25 protein-coding genes are annotated in these 24342 nt (G+C 32.4%); 9 read left to right on the plus strand and 16 right to left on the minus strand.

The window, feature by feature from the left end; genetic code table 11:
• Positions 1 to 2: 2 nt before the first annotated feature.
• Positions 3 to 875 (minus strand): lipoyl synthase, encoded by an 873-nt coding sequence (lipA, locus tag CVD18_RS11925; RefSeq protein WP_103865694.1) that lies wholly within the window; start codon positions 873 to 875, stop codon positions 3 to 5.
• Positions 876 to 1150: 275 nt separating this feature from the next.
• Here lipA and CVD18_RS11930 point away from each other — a divergent pair, with 275 nt between their 5' ends.
• Positions 1151 to 1381: a hypothetical protein gene (locus CVD18_RS11930; RefSeq protein ID WP_103865671.1), complete on the plus strand. Its 231-nt coding sequence runs from the start codon at positions 1151 to 1153 to the stop codon at positions 1379 to 1381.
• An 18-nt stretch (positions 1382 to 1399) separates the two neighbouring features.
• On the opposite strand, the gene CVD18_RS11935 is transcribed toward CVD18_RS11930, so the two are convergent.
• From CVD18_RS11935 to CVD18_RS11950, 4 genes are all read right to left on the minus strand, one after another.
• Positions 1400 to 1969 (minus strand): RNA polymerase sigma factor, encoded by a 570-nt coding sequence (locus CVD18_RS11935; RefSeq protein WP_233194539.1) that lies wholly within the window; start codon positions 1967 to 1969, stop codon positions 1400 to 1402.
• Positions 1970 to 2010: 41 nt separating this feature from the next.
• Positions 2011 to 2217, minus strand: coding sequence for a membrane or secreted protein (locus CVD18_RS11940; RefSeq protein ID WP_103865672.1), 207 nt, complete (start codon positions 2215 to 2217; stop codon positions 2011 to 2013).
• Positions 2218 to 2326: 109 nt separating this feature from the next.
• A complete protein-coding gene (murB, locus tag CVD18_RS11945; RefSeq protein ID WP_103865673.1) occupies positions 2327 to 3340 on the minus strand; it encodes a UDP-N-acetylmuramate dehydrogenase in 1014 nt (337 codons plus the stop codon).
• Positions 3340 to 4530 (minus strand): pyridoxal phosphate-dependent aminotransferase, encoded by a 1191-nt coding sequence (locus CVD18_RS11950; protein WP_103865674.1) that lies wholly within the window; start codon positions 4528 to 4530, stop codon positions 3340 to 3342. The genes murB and CVD18_RS11950 overlap by 1 nt, the downstream gene beginning before the upstream one ends.
• A 105-nt stretch (positions 4531 to 4635) precedes the next feature.
• Between CVD18_RS11950 and CVD18_RS11955 the strand changes: the two genes are divergently transcribed.
• The gene (locus tag CVD18_RS11955; protein ID WP_103865675.1) at positions 4636 to 5985 is read left to right on the plus strand and encodes an aspartyl protease family protein; all 1350 of its coding nucleotides are present in this window, start codon (positions 4636 to 4638) and stop codon (positions 5983 to 5985) included.
• Between the two features lie 70 nt (positions 5986 to 6055).
• Here CVD18_RS11955 and CVD18_RS11960 read toward each other — a convergent pair whose 3' ends face one another.
• Positions 6056 to 6448, minus strand: coding sequence for a DUF1573 domain-containing protein (locus tag CVD18_RS11960; RefSeq protein ID WP_103865676.1), 393 nt, complete (start codon positions 6446 to 6448; stop codon positions 6056 to 6058).
• A 258-nt stretch (positions 6449 to 6706) separates the two neighbouring features.
• On the opposite strand from CVD18_RS11960, the gene CVD18_RS11965 reads away from it, so the two are divergent.
• Positions 6707 to 9340, plus strand: coding sequence for a valine--tRNA ligase (locus tag CVD18_RS11965; protein WP_103865677.1), 2634 nt, complete (start codon positions 6707 to 6709; stop codon positions 9338 to 9340).
• Positions 9341 to 9405: 65 nt separating this feature from the next.
• On the opposite strand, the gene CVD18_RS11970 is transcribed toward CVD18_RS11965, so the two are convergent.
• From CVD18_RS11970 to rsfS, 6 genes are all read right to left on the minus strand, one after another.
• Positions 9406 to 9672, minus strand: coding sequence for an acyl-CoA-binding protein (locus CVD18_RS11970; protein ID WP_103865678.1), 267 nt, complete (start codon positions 9670 to 9672; stop codon positions 9406 to 9408).
• A 118-nt stretch (positions 9673 to 9790) separates the two neighbouring features.
• On the minus strand, positions 9791 to 10438 hold the full coding sequence (locus tag CVD18_RS11975) for a phosphatidylserine decarboxylase family protein (RefSeq protein WP_103865679.1): 648 nt from the start codon (positions 10436 to 10438) through the stop codon (positions 9791 to 9793).
• Positions 10428 to 11237 carry a phosphatidate cytidylyltransferase gene (locus CVD18_RS11980; protein ID WP_103865680.1) on the minus strand — a complete coding sequence of 270 codons (810 nt, stop codon included), beginning with the start codon at positions 11235 to 11237 and terminating at the stop codon, positions 10428 to 10430. Before CVD18_RS11980 ends, CVD18_RS11975 begins: the two co-directional genes overlap by 11 nt.
• A 1-nt stretch (position 11238) precedes the next feature.
• Entirely contained in the window at positions 11239 to 11850 is a 612-nt protein-coding gene (locus CVD18_RS11985; RefSeq protein WP_103865681.1) for an LUD domain-containing protein, read from the minus strand.
• A 116-nt stretch (positions 11851 to 11966) separates the two neighbouring features.
• Positions 11967 to 13919, minus strand: a complete 1953-nt coding sequence (gene ftsH / locus CVD18_RS11990) for an ATP-dependent zinc metalloprotease FtsH (RefSeq protein WP_103865682.1) — start codon at positions 13917 to 13919, stop codon at positions 11967 to 11969.
• A gap of 13 nt (positions 13920 to 13932) precedes the next feature.
• On the minus strand, positions 13933 to 14304 hold the full coding sequence (rsfS, locus tag CVD18_RS11995; protein WP_103865683.1) for a ribosome silencing factor: 372 nt from the start codon (positions 14302 to 14304) through the stop codon (positions 13933 to 13935).
• A gap of 89 nt (positions 14305 to 14393) precedes the next feature.
• Here rsfS and CVD18_RS12000 point away from each other — a divergent pair, with 89 nt between their 5' ends.
• Positions 14394 to 15125 (plus strand): biotin--[acetyl-CoA-carboxylase] ligase, encoded by a 732-nt coding sequence (locus tag CVD18_RS12000; RefSeq protein WP_103865684.1) that lies wholly within the window; start codon positions 14394 to 14396, stop codon positions 15123 to 15125.
• Here CVD18_RS12000 and CVD18_RS12005 read toward each other — a convergent pair whose 3' ends face one another.
• Positions 15126 to 15518 carry an orotate phosphoribosyltransferase gene (locus CVD18_RS12005; RefSeq protein WP_103865685.1) on the minus strand — a complete coding sequence of 131 codons (393 nt, stop codon included), beginning with the start codon at positions 15516 to 15518 and terminating at the stop codon, positions 15126 to 15128.
• Positions 15519 to 15534: 16 nt separating this feature from the next.
• Positions 15535 to 16176, minus strand: a complete 642-nt coding sequence (gene pyrE, locus CVD18_RS12010) for an orotate phosphoribosyltransferase (RefSeq protein WP_103865686.1) — start codon at positions 16174 to 16176, stop codon at positions 15535 to 15537.
• Positions 16177 to 16184: 8 nt separating this feature from the next.
• Here pyrE and CVD18_RS12015 point away from each other — a divergent pair, with 8 nt between their 5' ends.
• From CVD18_RS12015 to pip, 4 genes are all read left to right on the plus strand, one after another.
• Positions 16185 to 16793: an NUDIX hydrolase gene (locus CVD18_RS12015; protein WP_103865687.1), complete on the plus strand. Its 609-nt coding sequence runs from the start codon at positions 16185 to 16187 to the stop codon at positions 16791 to 16793.
• Positions 16794 to 16885: 92 nt separating this feature from the next.
• Positions 16886 to 17347, plus strand: a complete 462-nt coding sequence (gene lysM / locus CVD18_RS12020; protein WP_103865688.1) for a peptidoglycan-binding protein LysM — start codon at positions 16886 to 16888, stop codon at positions 17345 to 17347.
• Between the two features lie 472 nt (positions 17348 to 17819).
• Positions 17820 to 18713: a glycoside hydrolase family 18 protein gene (locus CVD18_RS12025; RefSeq protein WP_103865689.1), complete on the plus strand. Its 894-nt coding sequence runs from the start codon at positions 17820 to 17822 to the stop codon at positions 18711 to 18713.
• A gap of 42 nt (positions 18714 to 18755) precedes the next feature.
• The gene (gene pip, locus CVD18_RS12030) at positions 18756 to 19688 is read left to right on the plus strand and encodes a prolyl aminopeptidase (protein ID WP_103865690.1); all 933 of its coding nucleotides are present in this window, start codon (positions 18756 to 18758) and stop codon (positions 19686 to 19688) included.
• Between the two features lie 2 nt (positions 19689 to 19690).
• On the opposite strand, the gene CVD18_RS12035 is transcribed toward pip, so the two are convergent.
• Positions 19691 to 21436: a M14 family metallopeptidase gene (locus CVD18_RS12035; protein ID WP_103865691.1), complete on the minus strand. Its 1746-nt coding sequence runs from the start codon at positions 21434 to 21436 to the stop codon at positions 19691 to 19693.
• A gap of 158 nt (positions 21437 to 21594) precedes the next feature.
• Between CVD18_RS12035 and CVD18_RS12040 the strand changes: the two genes are divergently transcribed.
• Complete coding sequence (locus tag CVD18_RS12040) at positions 21595 to 23226, plus strand: SulP family inorganic anion transporter (RefSeq protein ID WP_103865692.1); 1632 nt, start codon at positions 21595 to 21597, stop codon at positions 23224 to 23226.
• A 59-nt stretch (positions 23227 to 23285) separates the two neighbouring features.
• On the opposite strand, the gene CVD18_RS12045 is transcribed toward CVD18_RS12040, so the two are convergent.
• Positions 23286 to 24110: a class I SAM-dependent methyltransferase gene (locus CVD18_RS12045; RefSeq protein WP_103865693.1), complete on the minus strand. Its 825-nt coding sequence runs from the start codon at positions 24108 to 24110 to the stop codon at positions 23286 to 23288.
• Positions 24111 to 24342 lie beyond the last annotated feature (232 nt).

Below are 24342 nucleotides of genomic sequence, written 5' to 3' on the forward strand. Positions count from 1 at the left end.
GTCTAAGTCAAGTGTTTTTGAGCTTTGTAAGAAGATCTTACCAAAGCACTACTCTCTACATGTCTGAATCCCATTTCTAGACCTATTTCTTCGTATTTTTTGAATTGATCTGGAGTGATAAATTGTTTTACAGGTAGGTGTTTTTTACTTGGTTGTAAGTATTGTCCTATTGTTACAACATCCAGATTTACTGATCTAAGATCTTTGAGTACCTGTACTACTTCTTCTTCCTTTTCCCCAAGACCTAACATAATACCACTTTTTGTACGTCTAATCCCATTATCTTTAAGGTATTTCAGTACTTGTAGGCTTTGTTCGTATTTGGCTTGAATTCTAACTTCTCGGGTTAATCGTTTTACGGTTTCCATATTATGAGAAACTACTTCTGGCTTTACTGCGATTATCCTATCTATGTTTTTTGTTTTTAACTGGAAGTCAGGAATCAATGTTTCTAATGTTGTTTCAGGATTCATTCTTCGTATGGCCTGAATGGTTTCTGACCAAATTATAGATCCTCCATCAGCAAGATCATCACGATCTACAGATGTAATAACAGCATGTTTGATATTCATTAATTTTATAGATCTGGCAACTTTTTCAGGTTCTTCCCAGTCTACAGTTTCTGGTCTTCCTGTTTTTACTCCACAGAAACCACAGGAGCGTGTACAGATATTTCCTAATATCATAAAAGTAGCAGTACCTTCACTCCAGCATTCACCCATATTAGGGCAACTTCCTGAAGTGCAAATAGTGTGTAGGTTATACTTATCTACCAGGCCTCTGAGTTCAGTGTATTTTTTTCCGGTAGGAAGTTTAACACGTAACCATTTTGGTTTTCCCTTAGGGGGAGCTACGCTAATAACATCATTATTCATACAAGCAATGTTTTTGGCAAAAGTACAAAGAATGCTTAGATTAAAATGAAGTTTTGGATAAAGTTCATACTTCATTAGGAATAAATTTGAAAGAAGAAGTGATAAAAAACTAAATTAGATAGTGTTATCAAGAGTAGTGAGTAATACTTTTAGAATTCTTCTATTATTATTGCAAAACCACATTAAAACAGAGTTTTAACATCAGGTTAAAATTAAGTTAATGTAAAATTTTTTTTGATTTTGCCAGTTATCTTGTCTGATAAATATTAAAAATCATGCATGAAGAATTGGTAAGTCTAAAAAAAACACAAAACAATCGAAAGCGTGTAGAGAAATGGTTAATTAATAATCAAAAGTATATTAATATTACGGCTTTAGAAAAAGAAATTTCTGCACCAAAAGGCTTAATTCAGAAATTTATAAAATATGATAAGAAGATTCATGATAAATGGATTGACCCTTTGTATGGTGTTATCAAACAATTTATTTCTTTTAAATTGAGGTAATTGAGCAAGAGTAAATGTTTAGTTTGCATCGGTTATAATTTCTGATAATAGTTTTCTTGCACGTAATAATTTTACTTTTACATTATTTATAGGTTCATTGAGATGGTGTGCAATTTCTTTATAACTCAATTCTTGAAAATAACGTAAATTGATCACTTTCTGGTAGTTAGGTTTTAATTTTTTGATATAAAGTAACAGTTGAGCTAGGTTTTGCTCTGTGATCAATTTATCTTCTGGAGTAGGAGTGTGGTCAATAATTTTGTAAACCACATCATCTACCTGTGCTGTTGTCTTAGATTGGATTGATGCGTTTTTTTTACGTAATAAATCAATATGGATATTCTTGGATATTTGAATTAACCATGTTTTGAAGTTATATTCTTCTTTAAAAGTATTGATTTTGTCAAATGCTCTAGAAAAACTTTGTATTGTTATATCCTCTGCTTCGTATTCGTCCTGAGTTCTTTTTAATTGAAAACTGTATACGTCATTCCAAAATGTATCTAGAAGATAATTAAAAGATATTTGTTTTCCTTCTTTAGCTTTTTTTATATGATCTTCTAAGAGGATTGGTTTTTCTTTACTCAATGATTTTTTTTTGAATGAAATACTACAAGTTTGGTAAAAGATTAACTAGAATGTTCATCGTCATTACAAGACGAATATTGATCAGGAGTTTTACCACAAAGGGAGCATGATTCTCCTTCTTTGTTAAGAAATGGGCTTTGACTAGCACAAGTACCTGCAAATTTACCATCTTTTTTTGCCCATAATTTAATAGCAATACCAGCAAATGCCATCAATAATAAACCAATTGTAAGTAATATAAGCTTCATAATTATTATAAAATCAAAATTATATGCAAAGATACAAAGAATGTGTATTTAAGAAGTGGGTAAATTAAAAAATAAGTATAATAGTTTGGTTTTCTGTACAATGTTTGTATTAGATGATATTAACTTCTGTTTCTAGAGATATATTGAATTTATCTTTGATTGACGTTACTATTTTTTTTGATATTTCAAGAATTTCATTTCCTGTTGCATTATTGTAATTTACTAAAACCAAAGCTTGTTTTTCATGTACTCCAGCATCTCCCCAGCGTTTTCCTTTGAAACCAGATTGTTCTATTAGCCAGCCAGCGGGGATTTTGATATGATTTTCGTCTATTTTATAAAAAGGAATGTTCGGGTGTGCTTGTTGAAGCTTTATAAAATGACCAGTATTTACTACGGGGTTTTTAAAAAAACTACCACTATTTCCTATTTCTGCGGGATCAGGAAGCTTACTTTGTCGTATTTTGATAACGGCATCAGATATATTTTTGATTGTAGGTTGGGTAATTTTTTGATCAGTCAGAGCTTTTTCTATCGCACCATAACTAGTGTTGAGTTGATGTTCTTTTTTTGTTAGTTTAAATGTAACTTTGGTAATGATATATTTTCCTTTTGATTCGTTTTTAAAAATTGAGTTACGATACCCAAACTTACAATCGTTTTTTAGAAAAACATGTTTCTTTCTTGTAGAAATATTGATTGCTTCGCAGCTCACCATTGTGTCTTTAAGTTCTACTCCATATGCTCCAATGTTTTGAATAGGAGCGCTACCTACATATCCTGGTATTAATGATAAGTTTTCTAAACCTCCATAGTTGTTTTTGATACAGTATTGAACAAAGTCATGCCAGTTTTCTCCTGCGTTTGAAGATACCAATACGTGTGTGTCTGATGCTTCTGTAACTGTAATTCCTTTGATAGAAATATGTAGAACTAGAGAGTTTATGTTTTTTGTCAATAACATATTACTCCCTCCACTAAGTATGAAAAGAGATTTGTTCTCATTTTCAATAAGAATGTTTTCGAGTTCAGTTACAGAGGTGATGGTTGCAAATTCAGAAGCAAAAACTTCGATTCCAAAAGTGTTATATCTTTTTAGAGATTTATTGTACTCGATTTTCATTATTGATTATATTTTTCTAATGCTTTTTTTAATATTTCGATTACTTTTTTTAGATCTCTACGATTTAATACATAAGCAATGCGCACTTGTTTTTTTCCTTTATTAGGGTTTGAGTAAAAACCAGATGCTGGGGCTAACATAACTGTTTGATTATCTAAATCAAACTGATCCAAAAGCCATTCTGAAAAATGATCTGCATCCTTGATTGGTAGCTCTGCAATACAATAAAAAGCCCCTTTTGGAGTAATTACTTTTACTCCAGGTATTTCTTTGAGTCCAGCAATTAGAGTGTCTCTTCGAGCTTTGTATTTTGCAACCGTTTCAGTATAGTAGGAATCTGGAGTATCCAGAGCTGCTTCACTTGCAATTTGTGCTAGAGTAGGAGGGCTTAAACGTGCTTGTGCAAATTTCATAGCAGTTGCAATTACACTCTTGTTCTTACTTATCATACATCCAATACGTGCTCCACACATACTGTATCTTTTGGAAACAGAATCTATGATAATAGCATGATTGTCAAGATTTTTTTCTTGTAAAATAGAATAATGTTCAGAATCATCATATACAAATTCACGATATACTTCATCAGAAATTAAAAAGAGGTCATATTTAATTACAAGCTTAGTCAATTGTTTTATTTCTTCTTTACTATATAAATATCCCGTTGGATTACTAGGGTTGCAAATTAGAATAGCTTTTGTTTTGTTTGTGATAAGTTTTTCAAATTCAGTTATTGATGGTAATGCAAATCCATTTTCCATTTTAGAAACAACAGGGACTACTTTGATATTAGATTGAATAGAAAAGCTATAATAGTTTGCATAAAAAGGTTCTGGGACAATGATTTCATCTCCAGGATCAGTAATACTGCCCATACTAAAAATTAAGGCCTCACTACCTCCTGTGGTGATCAAAATATCATCAGAAGAGACAGAAATGCTATGTTTTGTGTAATAGATCGCTAATTTATTTCTTAAACTCTCAAATCCTGCAGAGTGGCTGTAGGCTAGAATATCTAAATCATGATTGCGTATTGCATCCATCACTCCAACAGGAGTTTTGATGTCAGGTTGACCAATATTGAGATGATAAATATGCTTACCCTCTTTTGCAGCTTTTTCTGCAAAAGGAACCAATTTTCGAATTGGTGATTCAGGCATAGCTTTCCCTTTTTTTGATACTGTTGGCATTGAGTTTGATTTTGATAAGTAAAATAGCAGTAAATGTCTTAAAATAATTAAGAAATTGATGTATAGTTACTATGATTTTTCAACTATTTTTCTATATTTAGTGTAATGAAGGTTTTGTCACAAGGTTTTTGTTATTATCTTAAAAGTAAGATTACTATATTATTTCTAATATCACATGCTATTCTTTTTGCCCAAAAAGATTTTGAATTACCTTTAGGGAAAAAGAAAGATAAAGTTAGATTTGAATTAGCAAATAATCTTATTATTGTTCCTGTAGTTGTAAATGGTGTAGAGTTGTCATTTATTTTAGATACAGGAGTAGGGTCTACTATTATTTTTAGTGTCGATAATAAAAGTTCTATAGAGCTTAAAAACACATCCAAGATTTATCTTAGAGGATTAGGAGATAATGAACCTGTAGAGGCTATAAAATCTATGAATAATGAAGTAACTATTGGTAAAGCAACAAGTGCGAATCATAGGATTTATTTGGTATTGGATGAATCAATCAACTTCTCTCCAAGAATGGGTTTTCCAGTACATGGAATTATAGGATATGATTTTATTAAAGATTTTGTTTTAGATATTAATTATAGTAAAAAGATAATTAATCTGTATAATCCTGAATCGTATCAATACAAAAAGTGTAAAAAATGCTATCAAACAACGTTGGATTTTAGAGGGAAAAAGAAAAGACCTTTTGTTAAAGCAAAGTATGAGGCAGTAGAAGGTTTGATTGATGTAAATTTATTATTAGATTCAGGATCAGGTTCTTCTTTGTGGTTGTTTAAAAATAAAGAAAAGGGGATATATCCTTCAGAAAATTCTTTTAGAGATTTTTTGGGCAAAGGATTTAGTGGTGAAATTTACGGAGAGAAAACCAAAATCAAAGGACTTCATATTGGTGGATTTAAAATGAAAGAAGTGACTACCTCGTTTCCTGACTCAATTTATATACAAGGGATCTCTTTGGATAATAGGCAAGGATCGCTGGGGGGAAATGTTTTGAAGAGATTTAATATCATTTTGGATTACCCTCATAAAAAGATATCTTTTAAAAAGAATAGTTTTTTTAGAAAACCATTTAATTATAATATGAGTGGTCTTACGATACAACACTCTGGTTTTACTGCGGTAAAAGATTATAAAGAAAAGGACAGGGTATATCTAGGACTTGATAAGATCGTGAGTAAGAAAACATTTGAGTTGTTGAATAATTTCGTGCTTCAGCCTAAATATGAAATTATGGATGTAAGACAAAATTCACCAGCAGAACTTGCAGGGTTAAAAAAAGGGGATATTATTTTACAGGTAAATGGTAAGAGGGCATATCAATATAAACTTTCTGATCTTAATGATTTATTTTATCTTGATGAAGGTAAAAAAATTAGAATAAAGATAGAGCGATTAGGTATTATGATGAATTATCAGTTTTCTTTAAAAAAGGTACTTTAAATTAGAATATATAAAAATATAAAAAGGGATACCGCCATGGTATCCCTTTTTATATTTTGGTGTACTTATTTTAGTTTTCTAAAACACTTTTGTCAAGTACAGTACCTTTAATTTTTAAAGCTATCGTTGGACGATCAGGATCGTTCGATTTTACAGAAACAGTTTTTCTGATATGACCAACTCTTTTTGTGTCATATTTTACTTCAATAACACCTAAATCTCCTGGTGCAATAGGACCTTCTGGTTTTTTAGGAATTGTACATCCGCAGCTAGAATATACTTTAGAAATAACTAAAGGTACTTTACCAGTGTTAGTAAATTCAAATTTACGAATACCGTCACTACCTTTGGCAATTTCACCATAATCGATAACTTCGGTTTTAAATTCTATTTGCGCTTTATCCTGTGCATATAAGGTTGTGCCAAGAAAACCAATAAATAAAATTATCATTATTTTTTTCATAATGTAGGTTTTTGTTAAACGTAAAAGTACTTACTTTTTATTCAATTGCAAAATGGCAAATAAAAGTAAGAGGTTAAAACCAGGAATATGAGTTGAAAAATTTGAATATAATAAGCTATATCTAAACTGCTTGTTTTGTTGTAATAGTATTATCTATTTTTCGTTTTTATATTTTTAAAAAATTTCATATTTCAGACTTCGTACTTCATACTTTAATAAGTACTTTTGCTTCTTTAAACTCAAAAATCAGACCAAAGTATGTCTTTAGCAGGAAAATACGATGCAAAATCAATAGAAGAAAAATGGTATGCCTACTGGATGGAAAACAATTATTTTCATTCTGAAGTTGATGATAGAGAAGCGTATACTATTGTAATTCCACCACCAAATGTTACTGGTGTTCTCCATATGGGACATATGCTTAATAACACAATTCAAGATGTGTTGATTCGTAGAGCTCGATTAAAAGGTTATAATGCCTGTTGGGTTCCAGGAACAGATCATGCATCTATTGCTACAGAAGCAAAGGTGGTTGCTAAACTCAAAGAGGATGGGATTGATAAAAATAACCTTACTAGAGAAGAATTTTTAGAGCATGCTTGGGAGTGGACTCATAAGCATGGGGGGATTATTTTAGAGCAATTAAAAAAATTAGGAGCTTCTTGTGATTGGGAACGTACTGCCTTTACAATGGATGACAATTTGTCTGCGTCTGTGATTAAGGTTTTCGTAGATCTATATAACAAAGGGTTGATTTATAGAGGGTATAGGATGGTGAACTGGGATCCAGAAGCTAAAACTACCTTGTCTGATGAAGAGGTGATTTATGAAGAAAAACAGGGTAATTTATACTATCTACAATACAAAATAGAAGGTACAGAAGATACACTTACTATTGCGACTACTCGCCCTGAGACTATTATGGGTGATACTGCTATATGTATCAATCCAAATGATGAGCGGTTTGCACACCTTAAAGGAAAAAAAGCGATTGTTCCTATTGTTGATAGGGCAATACCAATAATCGAAGATGAGTATGTAGATATGGAGTTTGGGACTGGTTGCCTAAAGGTTACTCCAGCTCATGATCCTAATGATAAAGTTTTAGGAGATAAGCATAATCTTGAGGTAATAGATATTTTTAATGATGATGCTACTTTGAACTCTTATGGAGGGGATTATGAAGGGAAAGACCGTTTTTTAGCAAGGAAAGAGATTGTAAAAGAGTTAGAGGTGATAGGGGTGTTAGAAAAAACAGAAACACACCTTAATAAAGTAGGGACTAGTGAGCGAACAAAAGCTGTGATTGAACCAAAATTGAGTGATCAATGGTTTTTGAAAATGAAAGATTTAGCTCAGCCTGCTCTGGATGCAGTTCTGGATAAAGAAGTGAATTTGGTTCCTGAGAAATTTGTGAATACCTATCGTTACTGGATGGAGAACGTTCGGGATTGGAATATCTCTAGACAATTATGGTGGGGGCACCAGATTCCTGCATATTTTTATGGAGATGGTAAAGAAGATTTTGTAGTTGCAGAAAACAAAGAGGATGCATTGGTGTTGGCGAAAGAAAAAACTGGAAATACAGCTATAACTATTGCTGATTTAACTCAAGACCCTGATGCTTTAGATACTTGGTTTTCTTCTTGGTTATGGCCAATGAGTGTGTTTAATGGTATTTTGGAGCCAGATAATAAAGAAATTAATTATTATTACCCAACTAATGATTTAGTTACTGCGCCTGAGATTTTGTTTTTCTGGGTAGCACGTATGATTATCGCTGGGTATGAATATAAAAAAGAGAAGCCTTTTACAAATGTGTATCTTACTGGGATCGTTAGAGATAAACAAAGACGTAAGATGTCTAAGTCTTTGGGTAATTCGCCAGATCCGCTTGACTTAATAGAGCAGTATGGAGCAGATGGTATTCGAGTAGGGATGTTGTTAAGTTCTCCTGCTGGGAATGATTTGATGTTTGATGAAGATTTATGTAAGCAAGGAAGTTCTTTTGTAAATAAAATATGGAATGCTTTTAGATTGATTAAAGGATGGGAAATAGATGCAACTATCGAACAGCCAGAATCTTCTTCTATTGCGATAAAGTGGTATGCTTCAAAATTTCAAAAAACTTTGTTGGAGTTAGAAGATAGTTATTCTAAATATAGAATAAGTGATGCTTTGATGATAACCTATAAGTTGATTTGGGATGATTTTTGTAGTTGGCTGTTAGAAATGATTAAACCTGCGTATGGTAGTCCTATTGATAGTAAGACATATGCAGAGGTTATTGCAGTTCTAGAAGAGAATCTAAAAATTTTGCACCCTTTTGTTCCTTTTATTTCAGAAGAAATATGGCAACAGATTGCTAATAGAACTACAGAGGAGGCGTTGATTATTGCCAGTTGGCCAAAAGCACAGCCAATTAATGAAGATTTGATTGTTGAGTTTGAAACCGCAGCTGATGTTGTTTCTGGAATTAGAACAATACGTAAAGAAAAAAATATATCATTTAAAGAGACTATGGAGTTGTCTGTACTCAATAGTGAGAATACCCCCACTACTTTTGATACTGTAATCAGTAAATTAGGGAATCTATCAGTATTGGATTATGTAGATGCCAAGGTAGATGGAACTCTTTCTTTTAGAGTGAAATCTAATGAATATTTTATCCCAATTTCTGGAACAATAAATATAGAAGAAGAAATTAAAAAGCTTACAGATGAACTATCTTATACAGAAGGTTTTTTGAAGTCTGTACAGAAAAAATTACAAAATGAACGTTTTGTGAATAATGCACCAGATCAGGTTATTGCTAATGAGAGAAAGAAAGAAGCTGATGCAGAGGCTAAAATAGCTACGATAAAATCAAGTCTTGAAGGTTTAAATGGATAAAAATAGACAAGACATTAAGATATGTAGATTAAAAAAAACTTTGACTAGTCAGTCAAAGTTTTTTTTTAATCTGTAATATGTTTGTTGACCATGTCAATGTATTTTTCTTTGGCCTCTTTTGGTGTAAGATGTTTTGCTTGAAAAAATGCATTTAGCTTAAATGCATTTCTAAGCTCGCTATTTCCTGATGGGGTGAATAGGCTTTCTGTGTGTGTGGCTCGCTTGTAGTAAGCATAGAAATAAAGCATGATGTCTGGAGGTAACTGTATTTTGGTATTGCAGGCACGCTCATATGCATTCTCAAAGGCGATATTTAATTCTTCTTCAGTCATGTTTAAGAAAACTCCTTTTTTCAGAATTTGTATTTGGGGAAATTCAAAAATGATTATAAGATTACTATTCTTAATTAATATAAAGTTTATTTAAAACTTTTTTGGAATTTATTGTTATTTATAAAGAAGCGATAACACTTTCTCCTCCTCTGACTTTTTGATCAAGGCTTACATCTACTTTGGTTCCTATAGGCAGATATACATCAACTCTAGATCCAAATTTAATAAATCCACTGTCAGAGCCTTGAATTATTTTTTCTCCTTCTGTGGCATAGTTTACAATTCTCTTTGCTAATGCTCCAGCAATTTGACGATATAGAATTGTGATAGCATTATTTTTTACCACAACAGTTGTTCTTTCGTTTTCTTCAGAAGCTTTAGGATGCCATGCAACAAGGTATTTTCCTGGATGATACTTGCTAAAGACTACTTCTCCTCCAATAGGATGTCTCGTGACATGCACATTGATAGGTGACATAAAGATAGATACTTGTAGTCGTTTATCTTTAAAATGTTCTTTCTCGTATACTTCTTCAATAACTACAACTTTTCCATCTACAGGTGAAACTATTGTGCTGTCATCTATTTTTGTGATTCTTTTTGGGTTTCTGAAAAATTGTAAGATCAGAATTAAAAAGACTAGTGTTGTAGAAAATATAGCGATTTGCAATTCTTTGATTTGAATAGCAACATAAGCAGCTAAATTAATGCCTAGAAATAATACGAGTGTTATTGATATTATTTTGTATCCTTCTTTATGAAACATGCTTCAGTATTTGTAAAAATGCGTATAAAAATGGGCTAGCAAATATAATACTATCTAATCGATCATATATGCCTCCGTGACCAGGCATTATAGTGCCACTATCTTTGGCACCTGCTTGCCTTTTGAACTTAGATTGTATGAGATCTCCCAGTGTGCCAAAAATACTCATAATTATGCTTATAATCAACCAAACTGTAATAGATAATGTGTCAGAAAATATAGCGATAAGGTATCCAGCAATCAATGAGAATATAAAACCTCCAATAAAACCTTCTACCGTTTTTTTAGGAGATATTCGTTCTAATAATTTGTGTTTTCCAAAATTTTTACCAACTAAATATGCAAAGGTGTCATTGACCCAAGTAATCAAAAATGCTCCTGCTATAATAAATGGTTGGTACTCTCCTGAGTAATTAGGTAGGAGTGTAGCAAATATAATCGATGTGATCAAATAGAAGATAGTGGTCAGGTATTTTCTTTTTTCGAACATAGGGATAATTCGAATCGTGACCAGATCTTTTACCAGAAATAACTCAGTGATAATAGTAAGAGTTAATACGGGTAATATAAAGTAATAATAAAGCTCATCTTGGCATAAATGCAATACAACCAAAAGAGCAATGAATATGACGTAGAGCCTTTTGTTTTTAAGGTAGATTAATTTTTGGAACTCATAGATAGTGATTACACCAAAAATAAAAAACACTCCAATAAAAGTATATTTATTGATAAATATTGATAGTAGTAATATAGAGACATATAAAAGTCCCGATAAAGATCTTGTAAGCAGTTCTTTCATGTTATAGGTCTTCCAGAAGGAGCAAATATAAATTTTTTGAACTACTTCCATAGCTTAAGAAATCTTTTTCTTTTTGTGGTTCAAAATCCTTGATGGTTGTAATGTTTGAAGGGATTGCGTTTCGGTTTTTGTTTTTGATTCCTTTGAGCCCTTCTCCAATATTCTTAACTAATTGACTTGTAGCTGCAAGGATTACAAAATCATCAGGTAGTTCAGTAAGTTTTTTCTCTCTAAGCTGGTTAGAAGAGATTAATATAGCACCACTATCTGCGATTAAATATTCACAAGTAGCAAAAAAGAAAGAAGCAGAAAAGTTTTTTACGAAATTTAAATTAAAACCAGAGAATTTATGTTCAAGACTTTTGTCAAAACAACAGACTTCTTTTTCGTACCAGTCATTTTCCAAAAGAATTTTATCAAAAGAATCAGAAACTTCATTTTCGTTATCACAATAAAGAAACTTACCTCCATTTCTTTTGAAGTTTATCATAAAGCTTTCATCGATCGGTAGATCAATTTCAGGCATATATTTACTACGATCTTCTGCGTGACGTTCTTTAGCCTTTTGGTCTGATTTAGATTTTGAGGAAAAGATTCTTCTAAATAGACTCATTTTAGATTGAGATTGGGGGATTACGGTTTTACATTACCTCCAAAGATAAAAAAAATCTTAACCTAATATTCTCATTAGGCTAAGATTTTTCAATTTACTTGTAAAAACGGTAGTTTTTAAGAAGGCTCGTTTACGATTTCTTCTTCTTTTTTACCGAATGGGCGTTCTCCGAATATTTTTTCTAGATTATCTTTGAAGATTACTTCTTTTTCTAAGAGTACTTCTGCAAGCTCAGTTAATTTATCTTTATGTTTTTCTAAAAGATCAATAGCTCTTTGATATTGCATCTCAATGATATTAGAGATTTCTTTATCAATTAATTCACTGGTTTGCTCACTATAAGGTTTAGTGAAATTGTATTCACTTTGCCCTGATGAATCATAATAAGTTAAATTCCCTACTTTTTCATTTAATCCATATACAGTTACCATTGCTCTTGCTTGTTTGGTCACTTTTTCAAGATCACTTAAAGCTCCAGTAGAGATTTCGTTAAAAATAACTTTTTCAGCGGCACGACCTCCTAATGCGGCACACATCTCATCTAGCATTTGATTAGGTCTTACGATTAATCTTTCTTCTGGTAAGTACCATGCAGCTCCTAGAGATTGTCCTCTTGGCACAATAGTTACTTTTACTAGCGGTGCGGCATGTTCCAGCATCCAACTTACGGTTGCATGACCAGCTTCATGAAAAGCGATAGCTCTCTTTTCTTCTGGAGTAATAATCTTATTCTTTTTCTCTAATCCACCAACAATTCTATCTACAGCATCAAGAAAATCTTGTTTGCCTACAGCGGTATTACCTTTTCTGGCAGCAATCAAGGCAGCTTCATTACAAACATTGGCAATATCAGCTCCAGAGAACCCTGGAGTTTGTTTAGCCATAAACTCTGTATCTAGCTCGTTTTCTACCTTTTTAAGGGGTTTTAAATGAACATCAAAGATTTCTTTACGTTCTCTAATGTCGGGTAAATCTACATATATCTGACGATCAAAACGACCTGCACGTAATAATGCTTTATCCAATACATCTGCACGGTTAGTAGCAGCTATTACAATAACGTTGGTATTTGTTCCAAAACCATCCATTTCTGTAAGTAATTGGTTTAGTGTGTTTTCTCTTTCGTCATTAGAACCTGAGAAATTACTTTTACCACGAGCTCTACCTACTGCATCAATTTCATCAATAAAAATAATAGCAGGAGATTTTTCTTTAGCTTGTTTAAACAGGTCTCTTACACGAGAGGCACCTACTCCCACAAACATTTCTACAAAATCCGATCCAGAGAGTGAGAAGAATGGTACTTTTGCTTCACCAGCAACGGCTTTTGCTAATAATGTTTTACCAGTTCCTGGAGGTCCAACAAGTAATGCTCCTTTTGGAATTTTACCCCCTAAAGAAGTGTATTTTTCAGGATTTTTAAGAAAATCTACAATTTCTTGTACTTCTTCTTTGGCTCCTTCTAGACCTGCTACATTTTCAAAAGAAACTTTTACTTCTGTGTTTTGGTCAAAGAGTTTTGCTTTAGACTTTCCTATATTGAATATTTGGCCTCCAGCACCACCGCCAGAACCACCACTCATTCTTCGCATGATAAATATCCATACTCCAATGATTAAAGCAAAAGGCAAAAGAGTGATAAATATTTCTCCCCATACATTGCTTTCTGTGTCATAGTTTACTTGCGTACTTAAACTATTTTTGTTTTTTATTGTAGCAATTTTATTTTCAAAATTTTGTAAATCACCAAATTCAAACTGATAATCAGGGTCACTAGGACTTGCTGGTAACAGTGATTTGTTTTGTTTCTTTTGGTGTTTCTCTAATGATTTGGCTTCTGGAGTAAGAAAGACTTTTGCTTTTCGGCGATTGATAACCACCACTTTTTCAACTTCTCCATTACTCAGAAAATCCTGAAAATCAGAAGGAGAGGTTGTGGGAGCAGATCCTAATCCACTTCCTCCCATAAAATTTAGTACTAAAAAACCAATAATAATGATCGCATAAATCCAATAAGCGCTAAATTTTGGCTTTTTATTCGGTTCTGTTTTTTTATTTTCTTTGGCCATTTACGGTTTTCTTTTAATAATTTGTTTCAATAGCTGTAGTCTTTGCATCCCCCCAGAGTCCTTCTATATCGTAAAATTCTCTGATATGTTTTTGAAAAACATGTACAACGACGTTAACATAATCAATTAGTACCCATTCTGCATTTTCGCTACCCTCAACATGCCAAGGCTTGTCTTTTAATTCTTTGCTTACTGTTTTTTGGATAGAACTTACAATTGCATTTACTTGAGTATTAGAAGTTCCGTTACAGATTACAAAGTAACTACATACGGTGTTTTCGATATCTCTAAGATCTAAGATAGTGATATCATTTCCTTTTACTTCTTCAATACCTTTTAATATTTGGGTAATTAATTGATCGTTGCCGATTTCTTTTTTAGTCATGCATTTTTTTAATTTGCGTAAAGTTATTACTTTTTATGATTTTAATGTCTGTATTAGTCGGACATTTATAAAACTTTTACACCTTATACATGCATATAATCAAAGTTGATGCCATTGACTCCACAAATATTTTCCTCAGGGAATTAATTCGTAAAAAAAAACAAGTAGATCCGATTTGTGTTTTGGCAAGAGAACAACTTGCTGGAAAAGGACAAATGGGTACAGTCTGGCAAAGTAACCCAGGACAAAACCTTACATGTAGTGTGTTTATACCAATTCAAGGGGTGCCATTGGCAGATCAGTTTTTTATTTCTATGGTAACATCTTTAGCTGTTTATGATACATTAAGAAGTATGATGATTACTAAATTATCTGTAAAATGGCCTAACGACATTCTGTCAGACCGTCAGAAATTATGCGGTATTTTGATAGAAAATGTGGTTAAGAATGGCAGTATGATTGGCGCTGTTATCGGTGTGGGGGTTAATGTAAATCAAACTAATTTTGATAATCTTCCTCAAGCTGGCTCTTTAAAACAGATTTTAGGGTATAATCTAGAAGTAGAAGAAGTATTGAATTCATTACTACAAAGGTTACAAAAACGCTTTTTAGAATTAGTAGCTTCTAATTACCATAGTATTAAAAAGGAGTATGAAGAGGTCCTTTTTAGAAAAAATAAACCCTCTGCATTTATGAATGCAAAGGGAGAGTCTTTTGTTGGAATTATCAAATCTGTAACTAACGAAGGTAAATTACAGGTTTTAATTGAAGACGATATTATTTCAGATTTTGATCTAAAAGAGGTTAAGCTATTATATTAGTTATAGCTTACTTATATTTTCGCTTAGTGTGTTGATAAAATTCTGAATTGGGTTTTTGATCATCATTGACATCATCGTGTTGAATTTACCTTCAAAAGTAAGTTTTGTTGTACTTTTTCCTTCTTCGGTATCAGTAATATCAGCAGTTAATGTAAAAGGGAGTTTGTCGCTTGCAGCCCCTAATACTACCTGACTAGGGCTAGTGTTATTTTTTTGATCTAATACTAATTCGGGCATTCCTTTTAGTTGAAAAAGAAATCTTGAATCACTTATTTTTTCAAATTTTTGTTTGCTCTCTGGCATAAGTTGTTCAAAGTTCTCAACCTTGGTTAAAAAATCAAACACTTCTTTTGCCGTTTTGTTTACAGTTACATTAGGGCTTTCTAAGTTCATGATGTTGTTTAAGTTATTAGATGTTCCACTCGGCAGGATTTGTTTTCCAGCTTTGTAGTGTTTGTTGCTGTTCTTTTGTAATGTAGTCTGTGTCTAGAGCTTGTTCCAAAAGATTTTCATAATTGCTCAGAGTATGCAAAGATAATGCCGCGTCTTTAAAATTTTGTACTGCTATATCAAAACCATAATTAAATATGGCTACCATTCCTTTTACATGCGCATTTACTTCTTTTAGGGCAGCTACAGCATTGAGACTACTCTTCCCTGTACTTATTAAATCTTCTACGACAACTACATTTTTGCCAGTAGGAACAATACCTTCAATTTGGTTCTTTCTGCCATGTTTCTTGGCTTCTGGACGTACATAAATAAATGGTAGATCAAGTTGTTCAGCAACAAGCATTCCAATACCAATTGCGCCAGTAGCTACTCCTGCAATTACATCAGGCTTGCCATACTCTTTTTCTATAAAACTTGCAAGGTGCTTACTTAGGTAGCTTCGTATCTCTGGATAAGAAAGCGTAATTCTGTTATCACAATAGATGGGAGATTTCCATCCAGATGCCCAAGTAAAAGGTTCTTGCGGATTTAATTTAATTGCATTAATTTGCAGTAGTGTTTCAGCAGTTTTTTTTGCTGTATCTTTATCAAAAATCATAGTTGCAAATGTATAAAGTTTTTGTGAATAATACTCCTATTATTCTATCTACAAAAAAGTCTATAGAGGATTATCAAACGATTCCTATTAAAGAGGCCGATTTTTCTACAATTATAAGGGATGTCTTGAGTAAAGAAGCGATACATGAAGAAGCAAGATATCATCTGTATCATAAGAAGGAAGATAGATTGATAGAGCATCTTTATACCAAACTTCCTGTAGTTATAGCAGGTGGGGGCAAAGTGTATAATGCTCAAAAAGAAATCCTATTCATCAAACGTAACGGGAAATGGGATTTGCCTAAAGGAAAGGTAGAGAAGAAAGAAGATACGGAAACAGCTGCAATACGTGAGGTAGAAGAAGAAACTGGAGTGTTGGGATTAGAGATTACTAAATTTTTATACCGAAGTTTTCATGTTTTTAAGAGAAACGGTGAGTTTCGATTAAAAGTAACGTATTGGTTTGAAATGAAAACAGGTTATGAAGGAGAATTAGTACCACAAAAAGAAGAAGGGATAACAAAAGTAAAATGGAAAAATACCAAAAAAGCTAAGAAAGCTTTACAGGATTCTTATGCTAATATAAAATTATTGTTTTCGCATGATTATTTATCATAGCGTTATTTTATTAAATTTATAAAAATATTTTTGTGACCAAATACAAAGCGGTAAGCAATTTTATGAATTACTAACTAAAACTAACTAATGTTATGGGTTTATTTTCATTTATTAAAGGAGCTGGGAAAAAAATATTCGGCAGTAAAGACGAAACAACCAAGGAAGAAGTAGTTGTCACACCAAAAACTAAAACAGAATTATTAAAAGCAGAAATAGATCGTCTGGGTATACCTGTGTCAGGTCTTGATGTCTCTGTTTCAGAAATGGTAACGGTATCAGGGCAGACTGTTACCAATGCAGATAGAGAAAAAATCATTTTGGCAATGGGTAATATAGATTGTATTGGATGTGTAGAGGATAATATTACGGTAACCAACCCAGAACCAGAAGCTACTTTTTATGTAGTGAAAAGTGGAGATACGCTGTCTAAAATTTCTAAAGAGGTGTATGGGGATGCTATGAAATACAATGTGATTTTTGAAGCAAATACTCCAATGCTAGAGCATCCTGATAAGATTTATCCAGGGCAAACTTTGCGTATCCCTGTGTTGTAATACAAGAAATAATATACTATCAAAAAAGCAACTCCTTTGATAAGGAAAAGAGAGGTGTTGACTTTCTTTTCTTTATCATGAAACTCTATGAACTCTAGTGAAAATTGTGTTATCAATTTGATATGCTAAAAAATGAAAGTTAAGATATTTGTTATTCTTTTAGCGACTCTTTTTTTTTACAGTTGCTTGTAATAGAAAAGAGGGTAAAGAAAAAGATGTATTAGAGTATTATGACTCTTCTGGTACTTATGTAGGCCCAAATCATTCACAGTATAAACAATTTAAAGAATACGATTTTACTACAGAAGAGCAGTGGGATAGTCTGAATCGCCTTACTCAACATGCCAAACCAGTAGCCCGATATGCTGTTCATAAAGATTATAGAACATTTGGATGGCATATTTTCTCAAAAGGATCAGCATATAAGAGTTATGATTTTTCTTTGTTATGGGGGGTTTCATATTTTTCATATATGGTTAATGAGCAAACGGGGGGATATAACAATATTCATCAATGGAAAACGACTGCTTTGGTTGATAGTGCAAAGGTTAATAAATGTAAAGTGTTTCTTACTGTATCTAGTTTTGGGGAGAAAAAGAATGCCATCTTTTTAAAAAACCAAAAAGCTCAAAATACATTAGCAGATAGTTTAGCAGTATTATTAGCGTTAAGAAAAGCAGATGGAGTCAATATTGATTTTGAAGGTGTGTCGTCTAAATATAAAAAGGAGTTTAGTGATTTTGTAGTCAAGTTATCAAGTCACCTGCATAAGAAAAATCCTAAGTATATGGTTTCATTAGCATTATATGCAGTAGATTATCATAATATATTTGATATAAAATCTATTGATGCTTCAATAGACTTTTATACCCTTATGGCATATGATTATTATGGAGCATTTAGTAAACATGCTGGACCAGTATCTCCATTGAAAAGTAGTTCAAGATGGGGAAAACACAGTATAGAATCCTCGGTAGATTATTACCTTAAAGAAGGAGTAAGCCCAAGTAAACTTATTGTTGGATTGCCTTACTATGGAGATATATGGATAACCGAAGATAGCTCTATACCAAGTAAAACTAAAAAATTTCTTTCACATGATATGTACAGCACAACTCAAGAATTACTAGATACAAAAAAATATAAAATGAGTTTTGATACCATAAGTTCTACGCGATATGGTATACATGAAGAAAAAGGAGTGACGAAACAACTTTGGTTTGATGACAGCTTGTCGTTATCTTTGAAATATGATTGGATCAAAGAAAAAAAACTATCAGGAGTAGGTATATGGGCTTTAGGATATGATCATGGGAATACTAGGCTATGGGAGCTTTTGGCGGATAAATTTGGACAGGAAAAGTAGACTTAACCTTCTTGTAGTTTTTTTTTAAAAACAATAGAATAAATGGATAATTTAAATAAAGGTTATGTGTCTGTATCTGGAGGGCATGAGCTGTATTATGAAGTATATGGAAATCCAGATGGTATTCCTATATTGTTTTTGCATGGAGGGCCAGGAGCGGGTTTTTTCGAAATGGATAAACGTTTTTTTGATCCAAAAATACATAAAGTGATTTTTTTTGACCAAAGAGGGGCATCTAGGAGTAAACCATTTGGAAGTATAGTAAATAATGAAACTGATTTGTTAATTGATGATATAACACATTTGTTGAAGGTGTTAGGTGTTGAAAAAGTTGTTTTATTTGCAGGATCTTGGGGATGCACTTTAGCCTTAGTGTACGCAATTAAATTTCCTTTCAGAATCATGGGTATGATTTTAAGAGGTGTGTTCTTAGGGAATAAAAAAGCAATAGATCATTATATTAATGGAGGTGTTGAAATGTATTATCCAGAAGAATGGGAAAGGTTTGTAAAAGATATTCCTACTGCTAATAGAGAAAATATAGCCAAATTTTATCTCCAAAAGATGAAATCAAATTCAAGTACTAGTGAACGGTTTGCATATCAATGGGCTCATTACGAAATATCTATTTTCAAAAAAGGCATTAGTTCAAAAGAAGTGGAAAATATTATAGAGTTATACCCATATCAATCTTTGGCTATTTTAGAAGCACATTACCTGTCAAATAATTGTTTTATTGAAGAAAATTATATTTTGAATAATATACATTTTATAAAAAATATTCCTGTTTCAATAATACAAGGAAGACATGATGTTATTTGTCCTCCTATATTTGCATATCAATTACATCAAAAATTGAATAAATCAAATTTATTGATTGTAGAGGCAGCACATTCAGATTCTGAGCCTGAAATAGAGAAAAATTTGATAAGTGAATTGCAAATTTTAGTGGGTAATTTGATTCCGTTTAATTGAGTTTATTTTAGAATTCGATAGATCGGATATCTCATATGGGCTTTCTCATAGTTATTAGATTGTTTATGTAACCAAGCAAGTTGAGTATACCAATTATTGGCAAAAGCAGTGTCTTTTTTCTTATGCTCAAACCTGATTTGTAGTTCTGTATTGTTTTTTAATAAATCAGTCGCTTTATCCTCCCAGACATAAGGAGAAAATCCTTCTTTTTGCTGTAAGATTGTATCAAAAAAGTTCCATGCAAAAAAAGAATCAAGAGCTTGGGGTTCTAGAGTCTCTATAAGATACCTAAATGCTTTTTGATCAGTATTAACTATAATGTCTCCTTTTGACAAAAAAACCTTTTCTGTATTTGAACTCACAGATACCTGATTATGCAAGTAATGTCCCTCATATGGTGTTTTTCTTGTTGTATACTCTTTTATGTGATACACTTCTACAGTAATGATAGTATCCTTTTTTAGGACATCAAAAATCACTTTGTTTACTTCTAATAATTGAATAACATTCCACCAGCCTTGAGGAATAACATAGGATTTTGGGATAGTAATTTCTGTAGTAGGGGTAAAATAGTTTTTATAAATAACCTTTTTGTTATAAGGTTTGTTTTGATCGTATTTCAAGCGTTTTGATTTGGTTATTTTACTGTCTATAAATTCTCCTTCATACCCTTTGAAATCAAATTTTGTAACTTGTGTAGTGTCTACTTTCCAGTGTATAGGATATTTTTTATGTGTAGACTGTTTAGCAAATTTTTCGTTTCGCAATAAACGTATTTTTTCTCCATCTTTTTCAATAATATCAATCATTGATTTTATGATTTCATACGTGCCTTTTACTCTTTGTTTGTAGGGTTTTAGCATATGAGTTTCAATCATCATCCCCAGAGTATTCCATAATGTGGTGTATCCTGTAGAATATCTGGGAGAATCCATAAATTGAGTCCATCCTTTTTCAGGAGTAGTCCCCCATACATTTACATAAGGAGTGATATCCCATTTTTTTGCCTTGAGCAAAGTTTCTAGTTGTGGGTGCATTTCTTGATGTAAATAACTACCTAGTTTACCACCAAGTTTATTATGTTGTGTAAATAAATGAGTTAAGGTGTATTGGTAATCAGCACCATTACTAACATGATTGTCAATAAATACATCAGGTTGTACTAGATGAAAGATTTTAGCAAAGGATCGAGCATTCTTTGTGTCACTTTTTATAAAGTCACGATTTAAGTCATAATTGCGAGAATTACCTCTAAAACCGTATTCTTTTGGACCATTTTGATTAGTTCGGGTACCAGAATTTCTATTCAATGCCCCTCCTATATTGTATATAGGAATGGTAACCAGAACGGTAGCAGAGGGAGGTTTGATTTTACCTTGGGCGATATCTCTATATAATAACATAGTTGCATCAATACCATCACTCTCTCCAGGGTGAATTCCGTTATTAATAAAAAGAATACGTTTAGATTTTCTTATTGTCTCAAAATCAAATATAGCCTCAGGGTTTAGGGTAACGATATGTAAAGGGTAGCCACTATCTGTTGTACCTACTTCTTGAATATGGATTGTAGGGTATGTATCAGATAGTTGTTTGTAATAGGAGATTACCTCATTGTATGTAGGGGTTTCTGTACCCTTACTTGTTTCAAATAATGTGGTAAAGTCAATTTTTTGAGATTTTTCTGTATCAGAAGTATTACAGGAGATAATGCTTAGAAAGCTGAAAAATAGAAAGACTTTTTGCATCAGGATAGTGTATAAAAAAGTTAAATATACTAAAGTTTTCAAGTTTTAAAATCCTCCAGAATCATTTAGTACAATTTTGTGATATACGGCATAAGAAATTGATTTTACTTGCCAACCCATAAAATAACTGTACTTTTGCACCCTCAAATATCATAATTATGACTGAGTTTGTAAGAAAGATTATTCCGAATGCTAAAGATGATGTATTGGCTGGAATTACGGTATCATTAGCTATGATACCCGAAGTAGTAGCTTTTGCCTTTGTAGCTCAGATAGACCCTTTGGTGGCATTATCGGGAGCTTTTATAATAGGGTTAATAACGGCAATTTTTGGAGGTAGACCAGGGCTAATTTCTGGAGCAGCAGGTGCAGTAGCAGTTATTTTTGTACATATGATATCAGAAGGACATGCAAAAGGAATGGCTTTTGATGTTCCTGTAGAAAATATGGGGTATTATTATCTGTTAGGAACAGTAATACTAATGGGAATTATACAAGTAGGAGCTGGAGTATTAAAGTTAGGACGTTTTGTACGTTTGATACCACATTCTGTAATGATGGGGTTTGTAAATGGTCTTGCTATTGTGATTTTTATTGCACAGGTAAAGATGTTTTCTCATAAAAAATTAGAAATAGGTATTGATGGTGTAAAAAAATATATAAATATACCAATGGAAGGGGCTGAGTTGTACACTACAATCGGTTTTGTTTTACTCACAATGGGGATCGTTTGGTTATTGCCAAAGATAACAACCAAAATACCTGCAGCATTAACGGCAATATTGGTAACATCAACTGTTGTTATTTTGGGTAAGTTCAAGGTAAGTACTGTGGGTTCTTATATTAAAGAAGGAGGCGGAGCTGGGTTGTCTGGTGAGTTTCCGACACCAAACATGGAATTCTGGCAGTATATACCTTTTACATTAGACACGCTTACTTTTATACTACCATATGCTTTTTTAGCGGCCTCAGTAGGATTAATTGAATCATTGATGACTATGAATTTGGTAGATGAACTTACAGAAACCAGAGGTAGTGGTAATCGTGAATGTGTAGCTCAGGGAGCTGGAAACATTTTGAGTGGATTGTTCGGAGGTACAGGAGGATGTGGTATGATAGGACAAACTGTAATAAATATTAATGCAGGAGGTAGAGGAAGGTTGTCTGGTGTAATGATGGCATTGACACTACTTACCTTTTTATTATTTGCAGATGAATATATAGAGCAAGTTCCTATAGCAGCATTAGTAGGAGTAATGGTTATGATGGTAATAGAAACATTTGCATGGTCTAGTTTTCGTATTCTTAGAAAAATACCTAAGGCAGATGCAATTGTATTGATTATCGTTTCTGCGGTAACGGTTATTTATGACTTGGCAATTGCTGTTTTTGTTGGAGTTATTATTTCAGCATTGGTTTTTGCTTGGGAAAATGCAAAACGAATTCGTGCTCGTAAACACATAAAAGAAGATGGTACCAAGGTATATGAAATCTGGGGCCCATTGTTTTTTGGATCAATACAAGATTTTAATAACAAGTTTGATGTTAAAAATGACCCTGAATTTGTTGAAATTGATTTTATGGAATCCAGAGTATCTGATCATTCTGCACTAGAAGCAATATTTGCTTTGGTAGGAAAATATCAAGATGCAGAAAAAAAAATTAAAATAAAACACCTTAGCGATGAGTGTCAAGCATTAATGATCAAAGCCTCGCCAAAATTAGCTAGTGTAATAGAGCATGATATTGATGACCCTAGATATCATGTGATGGCAAAAGCATTGGAGTAATATATACATACAGAACAATAAAAAGTAAGGTTGGTGTTTTTTAACACCAACCTTACTTTTTATTGTTCTTTTTTTAGAAGATACATATTCTCATTGAGAATTTGAGATTTATCAGTAATACGATAGTCTAAAGTGTATGTTTTTGATAACTCAAATTCATCTTTATGCTCCTCTAGAGAATACCCATCTATAGTATGATAGTATTGATTAGGTATTGTTTGATGTCTAAAAGTATCATTGGTATCGTTATGACTATCAAAATAATGTAATAATCGGTGGTATACAGCAGTATCTTCTATCTCAGGAAGATAAGACACGCTCCCTATTATATCGCCTGATTTTTGTAATTGATTAAAAACATCAAATAGCTTATCTGTCGTTGAAGTGTCTAAAAAGAAAAAAACACCTTCAACAAGAATAAAAACAGGTCTTTTTTTGATCAAAGGTTGTAGTATTGTGATGATTTCTTTTGCCGTTTTTGTATTAAAATCAAGAGCAGTATAAGTAATTTCTCGATGTGGTAATTTACCTTCTGCAACCCAACGGTCAACATGTTCTTTTTTATAATCAATAATATCTTGTTTATCAATTTCTATAGTAGATACAGAAGCGCTCATCTGAAATTGATACATGCTAAATCCAGCTCCAAAATTGATTAATGTACCACCATTGTGCTTGGTGAAAAATGAGCTCATTCGTTCGTAGAAAAAACGATTTCTCAAACTATGTAAAATTGCTTCGTCTTTAGAAATAGATGTTAGAATTATAGAAATCAATAATTCTGTTTTGGGGTTGTTCCATAATTTGGCATAGATATCCTTACTTATATCCTCGTGATATGACCTATATGTTGATACAATAAATGCAGTTTCATGAATTTGCATAGATAGATGAATTTAGTGTGGATCTAAAATATCAAATTTAAAAGAGAAAATAAACTGTAAAATAAAAAGATAGATCAAGAGGTACTAAAAGAGGGTGTACGACAAATTTCCCATTATGCTGCATTTTGGCATAATTGTTTGATCCTGAGTTCTTGTTTGCTTTTATATACTACTCTTAGTTGCGCCATTTGTTGAAAACCTTCCATAGTCCATCGCTGCCCAGATAACTTCA

This window comes from Aquimarina sp. I32.4 (assembly GCF_002924285.1).
GTDB lineage: Bacteria > Bacteroidota > Bacteroidia > Flavobacteriales > Flavobacteriaceae > Aquimarina.